17 protein-coding genes are annotated in these 14,996 nt (G+C 69.6%); 11 read left to right on the plus strand and 6 right to left on the minus strand.

Going from position 1 to position 14,996, the window contains the following annotated elements; translation table 11 throughout:
* Positions 1 to 9: 9 nt before the first annotated feature.
* From msrA to ITJ59_RS06130, 3 genes are all read left to right on the plus strand, one after another.
* Positions 10 to 537: a peptide-methionine (S)-S-oxide reductase MsrA gene (gene msrA / locus ITJ59_RS06120; RefSeq protein WP_194650213.1), complete on the plus strand. Its 528-nt coding sequence runs from the start codon at positions 10 to 12 to the stop codon at positions 535 to 537.
* Positions 538 to 574: 37 nt separating this feature from the next.
* Positions 575 to 778: a methyltransferase gene (locus ITJ59_RS06125; RefSeq protein ID WP_194650214.1), complete on the plus strand. Its 204-nt coding sequence runs from the start codon at positions 575 to 577 to the stop codon at positions 776 to 778.
* A gap of 119 nt (positions 779 to 897) precedes the next feature.
* Complete coding sequence (locus tag ITJ59_RS06130) at positions 898 to 1,560, plus strand: single-stranded DNA-binding protein (protein WP_194650215.1); 663 nt, start codon at positions 898 to 900, stop codon at positions 1,558 to 1,560.
* Positions 1,561 to 1,583: 23 nt separating this feature from the next.
* Here the strand turns inward: ITJ59_RS06130 and ITJ59_RS06135 are convergent, their stop codons facing one another.
* Positions 1,584 to 2,312, minus strand: coding sequence for a hypothetical protein (locus ITJ59_RS06135; RefSeq protein WP_194650216.1), 729 nt, complete (start codon positions 2,310 to 2,312; stop codon positions 1,584 to 1,586).
* Between the two features lie 190 nt (positions 2,313 to 2,502).
* On the opposite strand from ITJ59_RS06135, the gene ettA reads away from it, so the two are divergent.
* Together ettA and ITJ59_RS06145 are read left to right on the plus strand one after the other, a co-directional pair.
* Positions 2,503 to 4,188 carry an energy-dependent translational throttle protein EttA gene (ettA, locus tag ITJ59_RS06140; RefSeq protein WP_194650217.1) on the plus strand — a complete coding sequence of 562 codons (1,686 nt, stop codon included), beginning with the start codon at positions 2,503 to 2,505 and terminating at the stop codon, positions 4,186 to 4,188.
* 32 nt (positions 4,189 to 4,220) lie between these two features.
* Positions 4,221 to 4,676, plus strand: a complete 456-nt coding sequence (locus ITJ59_RS06145; RefSeq protein WP_194650218.1) for an acyl-CoA thioesterase — start codon at positions 4,221 to 4,223, stop codon at positions 4,674 to 4,676.
* On the opposite strand, the gene ITJ59_RS06150 is transcribed toward ITJ59_RS06145, so the two are convergent.
* Entirely contained in the window at positions 4,663 to 5,526 is an 864-nt protein-coding gene (locus ITJ59_RS06150) for an acyl-CoA thioesterase (protein ID WP_194650219.1), read from the minus strand. The two genes, ITJ59_RS06145 and ITJ59_RS06150, sit on opposite strands and share 14 nt — an antisense overlap.
* A gap of 47 nt (positions 5,527 to 5,573) precedes the next feature.
* On the opposite strand from ITJ59_RS06150, the gene ITJ59_RS06155 reads away from it, so the two are divergent.
* Together ITJ59_RS06155 and ITJ59_RS06160 are read left to right on the plus strand one after the other, a co-directional pair.
* Positions 5,574 to 6,275, plus strand: coding sequence for a hypothetical protein (locus ITJ59_RS06155; protein WP_194650220.1), 702 nt, complete (start codon positions 5,574 to 5,576; stop codon positions 6,273 to 6,275).
* A gap of 37 nt (positions 6,276 to 6,312) precedes the next feature.
* On the plus strand, positions 6,313 to 7,155 hold the full coding sequence (locus ITJ59_RS06160) for an NAD-dependent epimerase/dehydratase family protein (protein ID WP_194650221.1): 843 nt from the start codon (positions 6,313 to 6,315) through the stop codon (positions 7,153 to 7,155).
* A 170-nt stretch (positions 7,156 to 7,325) separates the two neighbouring features.
* Here the strand turns inward: ITJ59_RS06160 and ITJ59_RS06165 are convergent, their stop codons facing one another.
* From ITJ59_RS06165 to pepN, 3 genes are all read right to left on the minus strand, one after another.
* The gene (locus ITJ59_RS06165; RefSeq protein ID WP_416354855.1) at positions 7,326 to 7,802 is read right to left on the minus strand and encodes a globin; all 477 of its coding nucleotides are present in this window, start codon (positions 7,800 to 7,802) and stop codon (positions 7,326 to 7,328) included.
* Positions 7,799 to 8,866: a mechanosensitive ion channel family protein gene (locus ITJ59_RS06170; protein WP_194650222.1), complete on the minus strand. Its 1,068-nt coding sequence runs from the start codon at positions 8,864 to 8,866 to the stop codon at positions 7,799 to 7,801. Before ITJ59_RS06170 ends, ITJ59_RS06165 begins: the two co-directional genes overlap by 4 nt.
* A 75-nt stretch (positions 8,867 to 8,941) precedes the next feature.
* Positions 8,942 to 11,521: an aminopeptidase N gene (gene pepN, locus ITJ59_RS06175; RefSeq protein ID WP_194650223.1), complete on the minus strand. Its 2,580-nt coding sequence runs from the start codon at positions 11,519 to 11,521 to the stop codon at positions 8,942 to 8,944.
* A 122-nt stretch (positions 11,522 to 11,643) separates the two neighbouring features.
* On the opposite strand from pepN, the gene ITJ59_RS06180 reads away from it, so the two are divergent.
* On the plus strand, positions 11,644 to 12,309 hold the full coding sequence (locus tag ITJ59_RS06180; RefSeq protein WP_323749420.1) for a DsbA family protein: 666 nt from the start codon (positions 11,644 to 11,646) through the stop codon (positions 12,307 to 12,309).
* A gap of 36 nt (positions 12,310 to 12,345) precedes the next feature.
* Here the strand turns inward: ITJ59_RS06180 and ITJ59_RS06185 are convergent, their stop codons facing one another.
* Positions 12,346 to 12,873: a GNAT family N-acetyltransferase gene (locus ITJ59_RS06185; RefSeq protein WP_194650225.1), complete on the minus strand. Its 528-nt coding sequence runs from the start codon at positions 12,871 to 12,873 to the stop codon at positions 12,346 to 12,348.
* Here ITJ59_RS06185 and ITJ59_RS06190 point away from each other — a divergent pair.
* From ITJ59_RS06190 to ITJ59_RS06200, 3 genes are read left to right on the plus strand one after another with little or no spacing between them, the layout of a single operon-like run.
* Positions 12,872 to 13,531 (plus strand): helix-turn-helix domain-containing protein, encoded by a 660-nt coding sequence (locus tag ITJ59_RS06190; RefSeq protein WP_194650226.1) that lies wholly within the window; start codon positions 12,872 to 12,874, stop codon positions 13,529 to 13,531. The two genes, ITJ59_RS06185 and ITJ59_RS06190, sit on opposite strands and share 2 nt — an antisense overlap.
* A 22-nt stretch (positions 13,532 to 13,553) precedes the next feature.
* Positions 13,554 to 14,051: a ribose-5-phosphate isomerase gene (locus ITJ59_RS06195; RefSeq protein WP_194650227.1), complete on the plus strand. Its 498-nt coding sequence runs from the start codon at positions 13,554 to 13,556 to the stop codon at positions 14,049 to 14,051.
* 9 nt (positions 14,052 to 14,060) lie between these two features.
* On the plus strand, positions 14,061 to 14,990 hold the full coding sequence (locus ITJ59_RS06200; protein ID WP_194650228.1) for an Fpg/Nei family DNA glycosylase: 930 nt from the start codon (positions 14,061 to 14,063) through the stop codon (positions 14,988 to 14,990).
* The last annotated feature ends 6 nt before the right edge of the window (positions 14,991 to 14,996 follow it).

The raw sequence follows: 14,996 nt of genomic DNA on the forward strand, positions 1-14,996 counted from the left end.
TTCGTGCCCATGACCACATTCGTGCTCGCAGGTGGATGTTTCTGGTGTCTCGACGCCGTGTACCGCACGCTCCAGGGGGTGCAGGACGTGGAGTCCGGCTACATCGGCGGCCGGGTGGAGAACCCGTCGTACGAGCTGGTGTGCACCGGGTCGACCGGTCACGCCGAAGCCGTCGCGGTGACCTTCGACGAGACGGTGATCCCCGCCGACGTCATCCTCGACGTGTTCTTCACGCTGCACGACCCGCGGCAGCTGAACCGGCAGGGCGCCGACGTCGGCACGCAGTACCGCTCGGCGATGTTCCCCGCCGACGATGCCCAGCGCGAGCTGTTCGAGCAGGCGATCCAGCGCGCGTCGGAGATCTGGGACGGCGGCGTCGTCACCACGATCGAGCCGCTCACGACGTTCTTCCGAGCAGAGGAGTACCACCAGGACTTCTTCGCGAAGAACCCCGGACAGGGCTACTGCCTCGCGGTGGCGCTGCCCAAGGTCAACAAGGTCCGCAAGGCCTACAGTCAGTACATCCTGGCGTCCTGATCCTCGGGCGTCGGGGCCACGAGGAGGTGGTCGAACGATGACGAACAACAACGGGACCTGGGTCGCGATCGGTCCGGCAGGAGCGGTGGGCAGCATCCACCGTGATGCGGACGGTTTCCAGGTCGAACTCTACGGACGAGGCCGCAGCGGCGGGCGCTACCCGTCGCTCGAGTCGGCGAAGGGCGCGGTGCACGCCGCGCTCGGGCCACTCGCAGCGCGCCCCGAGTTCCGAGCGCACTGACCGGGTTCGGACAGGAGGCCCGGGGGACTCGTCCTCCACAGGTCGCCTGATCGGATCCACACGCCACAGATCGAGCCCGGGGCTGCATCCGCAGCCCCGGGCTCGATGACGATCGACCCATGAACGACATCATCACCGTCTGCGGAATCGTCGCCACGGAACCCCGTCACCTGGTCACCGAGACCGGCATCGCCATCACGAGCCTGCGGCTCGCCTCGCCCTCGCGCCGATGGGACCGGGCCAGCGCGGCCTGGGTCAACGGAGCGACCAACTGGTACACCGTCACCGCGTTCCGCTCCCTGGCGTCGAACGTGTTCAAGTCCCTGAAGAAGGGCGACCGCATCGTCGTGTCGGGCCGCGTCCGGATCCGCACCTGGGAGCGCGACGGCCGCGGTGGGACGTCCATCGAGATCGACGCCGACGGCATCGGGCACGACCTGGCGTGGGGCATCAGCAACTGGGTCCGTGTCCCGCGCCAGGTCAACGACCCGACCACCGGCCACGGCGGGCTCCGGAACGTCGACCCCCGGACCGGCGAGGTGCGGGACGGAGCGCCGGGCACGGCTCCCGCGGCGGACGGCGGGGAGCACGAGCACGAGCACGGCCGCCTGCCTGGCGTCGAGCACGACGACGAGCACGACGCCGAGCCGGGCGTCGAGCCGGGCGTCGACGACGTGGATCCGGCCGGGCCGTCCGAGCGCATGCTCGAGCAGGACGGAGCCGCCTTCGACCCGCAACCGTCGGACAGCGTCGACCACCACACCCGCGCCGACGCCGCGTGATGCTGCTCAGGCGCGCGCGGCGATCACCACTTCTGCGCGATCATCGCGATGCCGGACACCTGCTCGGTGTCCCAGTTCCCACCACGCGGCAGGCCGGACACGCGCCCGTCGATCTTGAAGCTCGCGCCCTGGATCCGAGGGGCATTGGTCTGCGTCGCCTTCAGCCCGTGGAACGAGAAGCTGGTGTTCCACGTGCCGTTCAGGCCCGTCTGGCCCTTGCGGTCGCCGACGGTGATCCGGGTGTTCTGGACGGTCGAGTGCACGACGTCCCCGTTCAGACGGGCGTTCGCCTCGGCGTTGAAGAACAGCCGACCGTCCAGGTTGAGCTTCAGGGTGCCGATCGTCTTGTGGTTCACGATCATCGTCGCGACGTCGTTCTTGTACCAGCGCATGCCGATCGGGACGAGCTTGTTCTTCGGCGCCAGGTCGAGGTAGCCGTACGAGAACTTGCCGTTCTGCACGCGCTCCCAGATGTAGCGCGGCTTGCCCTTGCTCTGCGGCGAACCGGTGTCCGACTGGATGCCGAACGAGTACGCGTTGTTGTGGGCGTCGTGCACGTTGATGTACGACGAGTAGCCCGTCCCCGTGCCGTTCGCGCTGATGCTGGCCGTGTAGAGCATGTAGGGGTCGCCCTTCGGGACGGCGCCGGCGGCGGACGCCGGGGCCGCTGGCGCCACGAGCGCGACGGTGAGCGCGATCGCGCCGACGAACGGAAGCGCGAGGCGGCGCAGTCGTGTGGAGTGCCTGGTCATGGTTCTCATCCCGTCCGTGATCCTGATCCGGTCCTCGTCGTGGTGAGCGACGGGCCCCGATGTGGTTGGCGTGCACAACTTACGTCGTCGGAGCGCATCCCGACAGACCCCGTTCCGGGCGGGTGCGTGATGCGGCGATCCGACAGGGGGCGCGCGGTGCACGGACGGTGTCACTACACTTGGGGCCGATATGGCTGAGTACATCTACCAGATGGTCCGCGCCCGCAAGGCGGTCGGCGACAAGCTGATCCTCGACGACGTCACGATGTCGTTCCTCCCCGGCGCCAAGATCGGCGTCGTCGGACCGAACGGTGCGGGCAAGTCGACGATCCTGAAGATCATGGCCGGTCTCGACCAGCCGTCGAACGGTGAAGCGAAGCTCACGCCGGGCTTCACCGTCGGCATCCTCATGCAGGAGCCGGAACTCGACGAGACGAAGACCGTGCTCGAGAACGTCCAGGAAGGCGTCGGCGAGATCCACGCGAAGCTCTCCCGCTTCAACGAGATCTCCGCCCTGATGGCCGAGCCGGACGCTGACTTCGACGCGCTCCTCGCCGAGATGGGCACGCTGCAGGAAGACATCGACGCGGCCGATGCGTGGGACCTCGACTCGCAGCTCGAGCAGGCCATGGCCGCGCTCCAGTGCCCCCCGGGGGACGAGCTCGTCACGCACCTGTCCGGTGGTGAGAAGCGTCGCGTCGCGCTCTGCAAGCTCTTGCTCCAGAAGCCCGACCTGCTCCTCCTCGACGAGCCCACCAACCACCTGGACGCCGAGAGCGTGCAGTGGCTCGAGCAGCACCTGCAGCAGTACCACGGCGCCGTCCTCGCCGTGACCCACGACCGGTACTTCCTGGACCACGTTGCCCAGTGGATCGCCGAGGTCGACCGCGGCCGTCTCTACCCGTACGAGGGCAACTACTCGACCTACCTCGAGAAGAAGCGTGCGCGACTCGAGGTCCAGGGCAAGAAGGACGCCAAGCTCGCGAAGCGCCTGTCCTCGGAGCTCGACTGGGTCCGGAGCAACACCAAGGGCCGTCAGGCGAAGTCCAAGGCCCGCCTCGCCCGCTACGACGAGATGGTCACCGAGGCCGAGCGCACCCGCAAGCTCGACTTCGAGGAGATCGTGATCCCCGTGGGTCCGCGTCTGGGCTCGCAGGTCATCGATGCCGAGAAGCTGCACAAGCAGTTCGGTGAGCGCGTCATCATCGGCGACCTGTCCTTCACGCTGCCCCGCAACGGCATCGTCGGCGTCATCGGCCCGAACGGTGTCGGCAAGACGACGCTGTTCAAGACGATCGTCGGCCTCGAGCCGCTCGACGGCGGCACGCTGAAGATCGGCGACACGGTCGACATCTCGTACGTCGACCAGAGCCGCGGCGGCATCGACCCGAACAAGAACCTGTGGGAGGTCGTGTCCGACGGACTCGACTACATCCAGGTGGGCAAGACCGAGATCCCGTCCCGCGCGTACGTCTCGCAGTTCGGGTTCAAGGGCCCGGACCAGCAGAAGCGTGCGGGCATCCTGTCGGGTGGTGAGCGCAACCGTCTGAACCTGGCGCTGACGCTCAAGCAGGGCGGCAACCTGCTGCTCCTCGACGAGCCGACGAACGACCTGGACGTCGAGACCCTCGGCAGCCTCGAGAACGCGCTGCTCGAGTACCCCGGTTGCGCCGTGGTCATCACGCACGACCGGTGGTTCCTCGACCGCATCGCGACCCACATCCTGGCGTGGGAGGGGCTCAACGAGGACGGCACGCCGATCTGGTACTGGTTCGAGGGCAACTTCGAGGCGTACGAAGAGAACAAGATCGAGCGCCTCGGTGCTGATGCGGCGAAGCCCGGGCGCGCGACGTACCGCAAGCTCACCCGCGACTGACCCGCGTGGCGAGACTGCACGCTCCCATCCGCATGCGGTGGAGCGACATCGACGCCTACGGTCACGTCAACAACTCCGCGATGCTGCGCCTGCTGGAAGAGGCGCGCATCGTGGGGTTCTGGGGGCCGGACGCCGGCGAGCTGTCGGACGACGGCAGTCTGCCGGAGCCGATCATCGACGGTCGACCGGGCTCCGGCACGATGACGGTGATCGCGGGGCAGCGTCTCGAGTACGTCGCATCGATCCCGTACCTCCGCCAGCCGCTCGACATCCAGATGTGGATCGGGCGACTCGGGGGTGCCAGCGTCGACGTCTCGTACGAGGTCTGGTCGCCGGTCGGGCAGCAGCCTGCCGAGCTCTACACCCGTGCGACGACCGCGCTGGTGATGGTCGACGCCGCGACGAACCGCCCTCGGCGGCTCACTGCTGCCGAGCGTGCCGCGTGCGAGCCGTACCTCGAGGCGCCGGTGGAGTTCAGCCGCCCGTAGGCACCCGCATCATGCCCTCCTGCGCCACGGTGGCCAGCAGGCGTCCGTCGCGGGAGAACATCCGGCCGAACGCGAGCCCTCGCCCGCCCTGCGCGCTGGGTGACTCCTGGGTGTAGAGGATCCACTCGTCAGCCCGGCCGTCGCGGTGCCACCACATCGCGTGGTCGAGGCTCGCGCTCTTCACGCCGGGCGTTCCCCACGCAACGCCGTGCCGCCGCATGATCGGTTCGAGGATCGACAGGTCGCTGGCGTACCCGAGGACCGCGCGGTGCAGGGCCGGGTCGTCGGGCAGGTCACCCTGCACCCGGAACCAGACCGCCTGGTGCGGGACGTGCTCGCCCTGCACGTCGACGAACACCGGGCCCTCGACGTGCCGCAGGTCGATCGAGCGCTCGGCCCACGCCTTGGCGACCGGATGGTCGATCGCGGACAGGATCGACGCGGCGGACGGTAGCGACTCCGGCGACGGGGTGTCCACCGGGAACGGGTCCTGGTGCTCGACGCCGGTGTCCGGCACCTGGAACGACGCGATCATCGAGAAGATCGGCACGCCGCGCTGGTACGCCTGCACCCGCCGGGTCGCGAAGGAGCGACCGTCGTGGATGCGCTCGACGCCGAAGGTCGTGGGGACGTCGATGTCACCGGGTCGCAGGAAGTACCCGTGCATCGAGTGGATGTCGCGCCCCTCGATGGTGGCCTGGGCGGCGACGATGCACTGCGCCAGGACCTGACCGCCGAAGACCCGCCCGCCGGGCGACCAGTGGTTCGCACCGGTGAGGATCGTCTCACCGGTGCTCGCACCGGTGTCCTCGAGTCGGAGGGTCCGCAGGAAGTCGGGTTCGCCGTTCACGAGGTGCAGTCTACGAACACAGGGTGCGCCGGTAGGATCGATCGGACATGGGCACCTCGTTCACGCTTCCCGACGCCGCCTCCCTCGGGGACCTCCGCACGTACCTCGGACGTGCCGCACGCATCGAGGACGGCTCCGTCCGCTTCATCGCCGACTCCGGCGTCCTCGCGGTCTACACGGCGATCCTCTACCCCCTCGGGCTCCTCGACGAGCTGCCGACGGTGCTCGGGCTCCGCACGTTCTCGCTCACCGAGCCCGCGACGATCGACGCCGTCGTGCCGCTGCAGTCCCTGCTCGAGCGGCTCCGGCTGTTGGCCGAAGAACAGGACGTCGAACACGCCGAGGGCGCCGACCCGACGCGAGCGACGCCGATCGAGGTTGAACTCCCGCACGAGGTCCACACCGTGACCTGGGCGGCGATCTCCCCACCGCGCGGCGGTTGGGTCCCGCTGCCCGACGTGTCGCCGGAGCTCCTGCGCCGCGCCACCCGCGACGGCATCGCCGAGGTCGCCGACGCCGTCCCCACCAACGCGGGCGAAGCGATCATCCGCAAGGTGCGCTCCGAGGTCTGGGGGCGCCCGGTTCCCGGGATCGAGCACCTGCCGGCTGGCGCCGGGTTCGCGGGTGAGAGCCTCGGGTTCCTCGGTCACGATCCGGTCCGCCTGTTCGAGACCGGTCCGTGGAGCCGGCTGACGACGTCGCGCGGGCACGTGCTCGTGAAGCGCCGCGCCTGGACCCTGAGTCCGTAGCCACCGTCGTGCACGGCGCCGGTGGTTGGCTGGCCGCATGCACGTCTTCCTGACCGGCGCGTCCGGCTACATCGGTTCCTCCGTCCTCCGCTCCCTCGTCGCCCACGGGCACGAGGTGACCGCACTCGTCCGTTCCGACGAGAAGGCGCAGCACGTCCGCGACTCCGGTGGTCGGGCGGTGGTCGGCGACGTCACCGACACCGACGTCGTCGAGCGCCTGCTGCACGAGTCCGACGGCGTGGTGCACACCGCATCGGCGCCGGACGTCGACCCCGACTTCGTCGCCACGGTCCTGCGCGCGTACGAGGGCACCTCGAAGCCGTTCGTGCACACCGGCGGGATCTTCACGTTCGGCGACTCGACGGACATCTCCGAGCGGTCGCCGATCGACCCGCCGGAGCTGACGTCGTGGCGCACGGCGAACGAGGCCGTGGTGCGGTCGAGCGAGGTCCGCACGACGATCGTCGCTCCGGGCATCGTGTACGGCCGCGGCGCCGGCATCCCGGCGATGTTCGTCGGCGACGGCTCGCAGCCGGTGACCCTGGTCGGCGACGGTTCGCAGCGCTGGACCACGGTGCACGTCGACGACCTCGGTGACCTCTACGTCCTCGCGCTCGAGCGGGGCGAGCAGGACGGGTACATCGTCGCCGCGACGGGGGACAACCCCACGGTGCGGGAGCTCGCCGAGGCTGGGGCGCACGGGTCTCCGGTCGTCGCCGAGAGCGTCGAGGCCTCGCGCGAGCGACTCGGTGCCGCCTTCGCCGACGCCCTGCTCCTGCACCAGGAAGCCTCCGGCGCCCACGCACGCTCCGCGTTCGGATGGAAGCCGACGCAGTCGTCGCTGGTCCAGGACCTCGCCACCGGCTCCTCCGTGCGCTGAGGACCACGACACGTCGGCATCAGGGTCGTCGAGGTGTCACGACATGCCGCACGCCGCTCGCCGAGGTTCCACGAACGGGATGAGGCGCCGCCGAGATGTGCAGATTTCGGAACCTGGACGGCGGCGGGGCGGCGGGCGGCGGGGGACGGGGCCGCACGCGCGCCAGGGCGTCAGTCGAACGTGTTCGTCATGGCGTGCGCGGCGCGGTCGAGGTACGCCCACAGCTCGGCCTCGTCGAGGGGCGCGAGCTGCAGGGACTCGACGGCCTCGCGCATGTGGTGGAGCCAGCGCTCGCGAGCCTCGGACGTGATCCGGAACGGGTTGTGCCGCATCCGGAGCCGCGGGTGGCCGCGCTGCTCGCTGTAGGTGCCCGGTCCGCCCCAGTACTGCTGCAGGAAGGCCGACAGGCGCCAGATCGCCCCCTCGAGGTCGTCGGCCGGGTACATCGGCCAGATGACCTCGTCGTGCTGCACGCCCTCGTAGAAGCGGCGGACGAGCCGGTCGAAGGTCGGGGCGCCGCCGATGCGGTCGAACAGCGACCCGGTGGCCGAGGCCCCGTGCTCGCCGACCCGGAGCGTGATCGGCTGCGCGGCGCCGGGGTCGGGGCCGATGCCGAGGCCGTTGCTGGGCGGTGTGGGATCGGTCACCGGGGGTCCCTCCCGCCGTCGTGCTGGTCGTCGGTGCGGATCGGCTGCCCGAGCAGGTTGCGCTTGGGTCGGCGCGTCGCGGTCGGTGCGGGTGTCGGCTGGGTCCGCACGGACCGCAGGCCGTTGATCGAGGTCGCGTTCTCCCAGCCCTCGGGCATGATCATCGCCATCGCGGGCAACGTGATGCCGAGGTCGTCGACGGACCGCTTCAGGCGGGTGCGGAGTTCGCGTCCGACGACGTCGAGCTCGGACGCGCGGGTCTTGACGACGAGGCGGAAGACCATACCGTCCGCCGAAACGGACTGCAGGCCCCAGATCTCCGGCTTCTCGACGATGCGCTGGCGCCACCGGGGCTCCTGCGACATCGTGACGGCGGCCTTCAGCAGGGCGTCCTGCACGGCGTCGATGTCGGTGTCGTAGGGCACGGTGATGTCGACCAGGACCCGTGACCAGCCCTGCGACAGGTTGCCGACGCGCAGGATCTGGCCGTTCGGCACGAACCACAGGATCCCGTTGACGTCGCGGACCTGCATGACGCGCAGCCCGACGTTCTCGACGACCCCCGTGGCCTGTCCGGTGTCGACGACGTCCCCGACGCCGGCCTGGTCCTCGAGGATCATGAAGATGCCGGAGAGCAGGTCCTTCACGATGGACTGGGCGCCCACGGCGAGGCCGGCGGCGACGAGTGAGGCACCGCCGACGATGCCGACGGCGGCGTTCGGGATCGCCACCGGGATGATGATGGCGAGCGCGACGACCACCACGATGACGGTCGCGAGGTTCTCGAGCACGCTGCCGAGTGTCCGGGTGCGCTGCACGACGCGTGCGGTCTGCACCGGCGACGCGATGAGCGCCTGCGTGTCCGCCGCGCCCTGTCGCTTCTTGACACCGGTCACGACGCGGTTCACGACCTGCTTCACCAACCGGCGCAGGAGCAGGCGGACGATGACCGCGACGAGGATCGTGATGACGATCGTGATCGGGACGTGCCAGGCGTCGACGAACTGGGTGAACGCGTTGGATGCCCACTTCGGGACATCGGAGGTCTCTGCAGCCAAGGTCATATCCGGTCGATGCTAGAGGGGCGGGGTGTGGCGTCCCTGGAGGAACGCCACACCCCGCCGATCAGTGACGCAGGCTCAGACGTCCGCAGCCTGCACCCGGAGCGCCCGCTCCGTGCCCGCGACGCTCTCGGACACGATGCGACGCAGCGCCGGGGTCTCCGGGTGCGCCTCGAGCCAGGCGTGGGCGGCGTCACGGAGCTCGGCCGACGCGAGCGGCGCCGGGTAGAGGCCCGAGACGATGGTGTCGGCCATGTGGTAGCTGCGCTCGGCCCAGATGCGGGTGAGCACCTCGAAGTACTTCGGCACCAGGCCCTCGAGCACGACCGGGCTGTTCACGTGCTGGAACCCGACCGTGGTCTGCCGCACGATCGCGTTCGGCAGCTCCGACGAGTCCACGAGCGACGCGAACGCGGCGAGCTTGCCCTCGGCGGTCGGGATCGTCGCGCGGGCGCGGGCAGCCGCCTGCTCACCCGACGCGGTCTTGTCCGCGGCGAGTTCGGCGTCGACCTCGGCGCCGGCAGCGGCACCCGCGAGCACGAGGCCCTCGAGCAGCTCCCACCGCAGGTCGGTGTCGATCTCGAGACCCTGCAGCGTGACCGAACCGTCGCGCAGCCCCTGCAGGGTGGCGATGTGCTCGGGCGTGGACGCGATCTGCGCGAAGAACTTCACGAACTGGAACTGTGCGTCCGAACCGGCCTCGGCCGAGGCCGCGAGCTGCCAGAGCGTGTCGCCCACCGTGCGGACCGTGGCGTCGACCTTCGACGGCGCCACGTAGTTGCGCGTCGTCAGGAGCAGCTGCGACAGGGTCGTGCGGATGGTCGTCGACTCGGACTCGGTCGCGATGTTGCCGAGCGCGAGCCGGACGTAGTCGCTCGCGGGCGATTCGGCGTCGCGGGTGGCGTCCCACATCGCACCCCAGACGATCGAGCGGGCGAGCGGGTTCGCGATGGCCGCGAGGTGCTCGATCGCCGTCGTGCGGGACTGCTCGTCGAGACGGATCTTGGCGTAGGCCAGGTCGTCGTCGTTGAGGAGCACGAGGTCGCCGCGCTGCACGCCGACGAGCTCGGGGACCTCGGTGCGTGCGCCGTCGACGTCGATCTCGACGCGGTGCACGCGCTCGAGCTTGCCGCCAGAGGATGCGGTGTCGGCACCGAACGGCGCATCCGCGTCCTGCGTGAACGAGTAGACGCCGATGGCCAGACGGTGCGGGCGGAGCGTCGGGTAGTCGGCCGGGGCTTCCTGCAGGACGGCGAACGAGGTGATCGCGCCGGACGCGTCGACCTCGATCTCCGGACGGAGCGTGTTGACCCCGGCGGTCTCGAGCCAGAGCTTCGACCACTCGGACAGGTCGCGGCCGCTGGTGGCCTCGAGCTCGACGAGCAGGTCGCGCAGCTCGGTGTTCGAGTGGTGGTGCTTCTTGAAGTACGCCGAGACGCCGGCGAAGAACGCGTCGATCCCGACCCACGCCACGAGCTGCTTCAGGACGGAGCCGCCCTTGGCGTACGTGATGCCGTCGAAGTTGACCTGGACGTCCTCGAGGTCGTTGATCGTCGCGACGATCGGGTGCGTCGAGGGGAGCTGGTCCTGGCGGTAGGCCCAGGACTTCTCCATCGCCTGGAACGTGGTCCAGGCCTCGGTCCACTCGGTGGCCTCGGCGGTGGCGATCGTGGAGGCCCACTCGGCGAACGACTCGTTCAGCCACAGGTCGTTCCACCACTTCATGGTGACGAGGTCGCCGAACCACATGTGGGCGAGCTCGTGCAGGATCGTGACGACCCGGCGCTCCTTGATGGCGTCGGTGACCTTCGACCGGAAGACGTAGGTCTCGGTGAAGGTGACCGCACCCGCGTTCTCCATCGCGCCGGCGTTGAACTCCGGCACGAACAGCTGGTCGTACTTCTCGAACGGGTACGGGACGTCGAACTTCTCCTCGTAGTAGGCGAAGCCCTTCTTCGTGGTCTCGAACACGTACTCGGGGTCGAGGTACTCGGCGAGCGACTTGCGCGCGAAGACGCCGAGCGGGATGGTGCGGCCGTCGCTGCTCGTCAGTTCGTCGCGGACGACCTCGTACGGGCCGGCGATGAGCGCCGTGATGTAGCTCGAGATGATCGCGGTGGGCGGGAAGGCCCAGGTCGCGTTCTCACCGTCGACGTGCGGCTCGGGCGTGGGGGAGTTCGACACGACCTGCCACCGTGACGGCGCCGTCACGGTGAAGGAGAACTGGGCCTTGAGGTCGGGCTGCTCGAACACCGCGAACATGCGGCGCGAGTCGGGGACCTCGAACTGGGAGTACAGGTACACCTCGTCGTCCACGGGGTCGACGAAGCGGTGCAGGCCCTCGCCGGTGTTCGTGTACAGCGCGTCGCTGACGACCACGAGCTCGTTCTGCTCCTGCAGGTCGTCGAGCTGGATGCGGACGCCGTCGTTCACCGCGGCGACGTCGAGCGCGGTGCCGTTCAGGGTGACGGAGTGCACGGTCTTCGTGATCGCGTCGATGAACGTGGAGGCACCGGGCGTCGCAGTGAAGCGCACGCGGGTGGTGCTGCCGAAGGACTCGGCGCCGCGGGTCAGGTCGAGCTCGACGTCGTACGTCTGCACGCTGACGATGCCGGCACGTTCCTGGGCTTCGGTTCTGGTGAGGTTCTCTCCGGGCACGCAACGCTCCATCTTCGCTGAGGACGCGGACGATCGTGGTCCGCGAGGGGGAGTCCCGGCACGGCGTCGTGCACCGGCGGGACGGTCATCCCCAGCCTAGCGACGCCGCGTACGCTCGGAGCGTGAGCGAGACGACTGTGGACAACACGACGGAACACACGACCGGACACCCGACCGAACGCACCACCGTGGAGTTCTGGTTCGACCCGAACTGCCCCTGGGCCTGGATGACGAGCCGCTGGGTGGGCGAGGTCGCCGAGCACCGCGACCTCGACGTCACGTGGAAGGTGATGAGCCTGTTCGTCCTGAACGAGGACCAGGACATCCCCGACGAGTACCGCGAGCGCATCCACAAGGGGCAGCTCTACCCCCGCATCGTCACGGCGGCGCGGCTCCGGCTCGGCCAGGACATCGTGAAGCCGCTCTACGACGCCCTCGGCGAGCACGTCCACCACCGCCAGGAGCAGGACCCCGACCAGGTGGTACCCGCCGTGCTCGCGGAACTCGGCCTCGACGCCGACCTGCTCGAGTACGCCTGGACGGACGAGGTCGACGCCGCCGTGCGCGTCAGCCACCAGGACGGCATCGACCGCGTCGGACAGGACGTCGGCACGCCCGTCATCGCCGTCGCGGGCACCGCGTTCTTCGGACCGGTCATCTCCCCGGCCCCGAAGGGCCAAGAGGCCCTCGACCTGTGGGACGGCGTCGTCGCGGTCGCCAAGGTCCCCGGCTTCTTCGAGCTCAAGCGCTCGCGGACGGTCGGCCCGATCTTCGACACCACCGACTGACGGGAGGCGCGGCTCGCCCCCGCCACGACCGTTGCGTCAGACGAGCGGCAGGCGCATGAGCGTCAGGTCCAGCCAGCGGTCGAACTTGCGTCCGACCTCGGGCACGACCGCGACCGTGCTGAACCCGAGCTTCTCGTGCAGGGCGATCGACCCGGTGTTCGTACTGCAGATCCCCGCCATCATGACGTGCCGGCCCTCTACGGTCGCCCGCTCGACGAGGGCACGCATCAGGGTCGAGGCGATGCCCCGGCCGCGGAACGACTCGACGACGTAGACGCTGTGCTCGACGGTCATCCGGTACCCGTCGGGTTGCCGCCACTGCGAGTACGTGGCGTACCCGGCCACGGTGCCGTCGACCTCGGCGACGAGCACGGGGTAGCCGTCGGCCTGCCGTCCGGCCAGCCAGCCGTCGAAGTACGCGCGAGGGTGCGGCTCGTCCTGCCAGATGGCGGTGGAGTGCAGGACGGCGTCGACGTGCAAGGCGTGCACGACGTCGAGGTCGCGGGGCTCGCAGTCACGCACCACGACCGGACCCGTCGCATTCGTCGCATATGCTGTCGTCATGTCTCACATCGTAGACGAACCGATCGCGGATGACGCAACGGTCATCGACGACGCAACCGCCCCGGACGACGCGGTCGCAGTCGAACAGCGTGCGCTCGGCGAGCGTCTCCAGCGCCTCCGCACCGAACGCAAGTGGAGCCTCACCGAGCTCGCCGAGGAGTCCGGCGTCTCCCGCGCCATGATCAACCGCGTCGAGCGCGGGGTGTCGAGCCCCACTGCGACGATCCTCGGCCGGCTCTCCGGCGCCTTCGGCCTGACGATCTCGCAGCTCCTCGACGAAGCCCTCGAGCACGAGGTGCCCCGCGCGACCGACCCCGACGACGCACGTGGCGTCCAACGCGGCGCGACCGCAGAATCCTGGACCGATCCCGACACCGGGTACCGCCGCCGTCCGGTCTCGAGCGCCGCGTTCCCCGCGGACGTCACCGAGGTGCGCCTCCCGGCCGGCCGCGAAGTGGCGTACCCGGCGTCCGCGTACGCGTTCCTGCGGCACTGCATCTGGGTGGTCGACGGCGTGCTCGAGCTCGTCGTCGGCGGCGAGCCGACACGGCTCGCCGCGGGCGATCGGATCGAGCTCGGCGACCCCGCCGACGTGGTCTACCGGAACCCGGGCGACGTGGCCACGCGCTACGTCGTCGTGGTGGTCCGGGGGCAGTAGCCGCGGGAATAGGATCGGTTCCATGCGCATCCACCTCGGAACGGACCACGCCGGCCTCGAGTTCAGCACCACCCTCGCCACCCACCTGACGGAAGCCGGGCACGAGGTCGTGGACCACGGACCGACCGAGTACGACGCGCTCGACGACTACCCCTCGTTCTGCATCAACGCCGCGCACGCCGTGGTGCAGGACCAGCGTGCCGGCCTCCAGGCGCTCGGCGTCGTGTTCGGCGGTTCCGGCAACGGTGAGCAGATCGCCGCGAACAAGGTCGAAGGCGTCCGCGCAGCACTCGTCTGGAACGAGTCCACCGCCCTGCTCGCGCGCCAGCACAACGACGCCAACGTCATCTCCATCGGTGCCCGCCAGCACACCGAGGACGAGGTCATCCGCTTCGTCGACACCTTCATCGCCGAGCCGTTCTCGGGCGAGGAGCGTCACGCCCGCCGGATCGCCCAGCTCGCCGAGTACGAGCAGACGGGGCACATCGCCGGCAAGCAGATCGACGGCTCGGCCGAGTAGACAGGTCCCATGCCCGAGGGTCACTCCGTCCACCGAATCGCCAACCAGTTCACCCGGCACTTCGTCGGCAAGCGCTGCGAGGTGTCCAGTCCGCAGGGTCGGTTCGCCGCCGGTGCCGCGCAGATCGACGGCAAGCGCCTGATCGCCGCACGTGCCGTCGCGAAGCAGATGTTCCTCGAGTTCGAGGGCGACCTGTTCCTGCGCGTCCACCTCGGCCTCTACGGCGCGTGGGACTTCGCCGGCGTGATCTCCACCGCCGAGGCGCTGTCGGACGACGACGACCGCGAGGAGTCGCTCAGCTCGATCGGCGCACCGCGGCTGGCGCGCTACCGGATGGCCGAGCAGGAGAAGGCGGAGGACCCGATCGAGTCCTTCCCGCCGGACCCCGTCGGCCAGGTGCGGGTCCGGATCCTGACCGAGGACACCGTCGCCGACCTGCGCGGCCCGACGGCCTGCGTGGTGGAGACCCCGGCCGAGGTGCAGCGCGTCCTCGACAAGCTCGGCCCCGACCCGATGAACGACGACGGCCCCGAGGCCGAGAAGGCCTTCGTCGACAACGTCCGGAAGCGCAACGTCGCGATCGGACAGCTGCTCATGGACCAGTCCGTGGTGAGCGGCATCGGCAACATCTACCGCGCCGAGTTGCTGTTCCGGCAGCGCATCGACCCCTACAAGGTCGGCAAGGAGATCACCGTCAAGCAGGCGAAGGCGCTGTGGGCGGACTGGTCGAAACTGCTGCACGACGGCGTCCGCGACGGCCTGATGATGACGATGGACGGCCTGTCCGACGCCGACCACAGGAAGGCCCTGCGCTCCCGGAAGGACCGGCACTGGGTGTACCACCGCCAGGGTGAGCCCTGCCGGGTGTGCGGCACCGAGATCCGGATGGCCGACATGGCGGGCCGCAAGCTCTACTGGTGCCCGAAGGACCAGAAGTAGCGCAGC

It is taken from the genome of Curtobacterium sp. VKM Ac-1393, assembly GCF_015350995.1.
In the GTDB taxonomy this organism is placed as follows: Bacteria; Actinomycetota; Actinomycetes; order Actinomycetales; family Microbacteriaceae; genus Curtobacterium.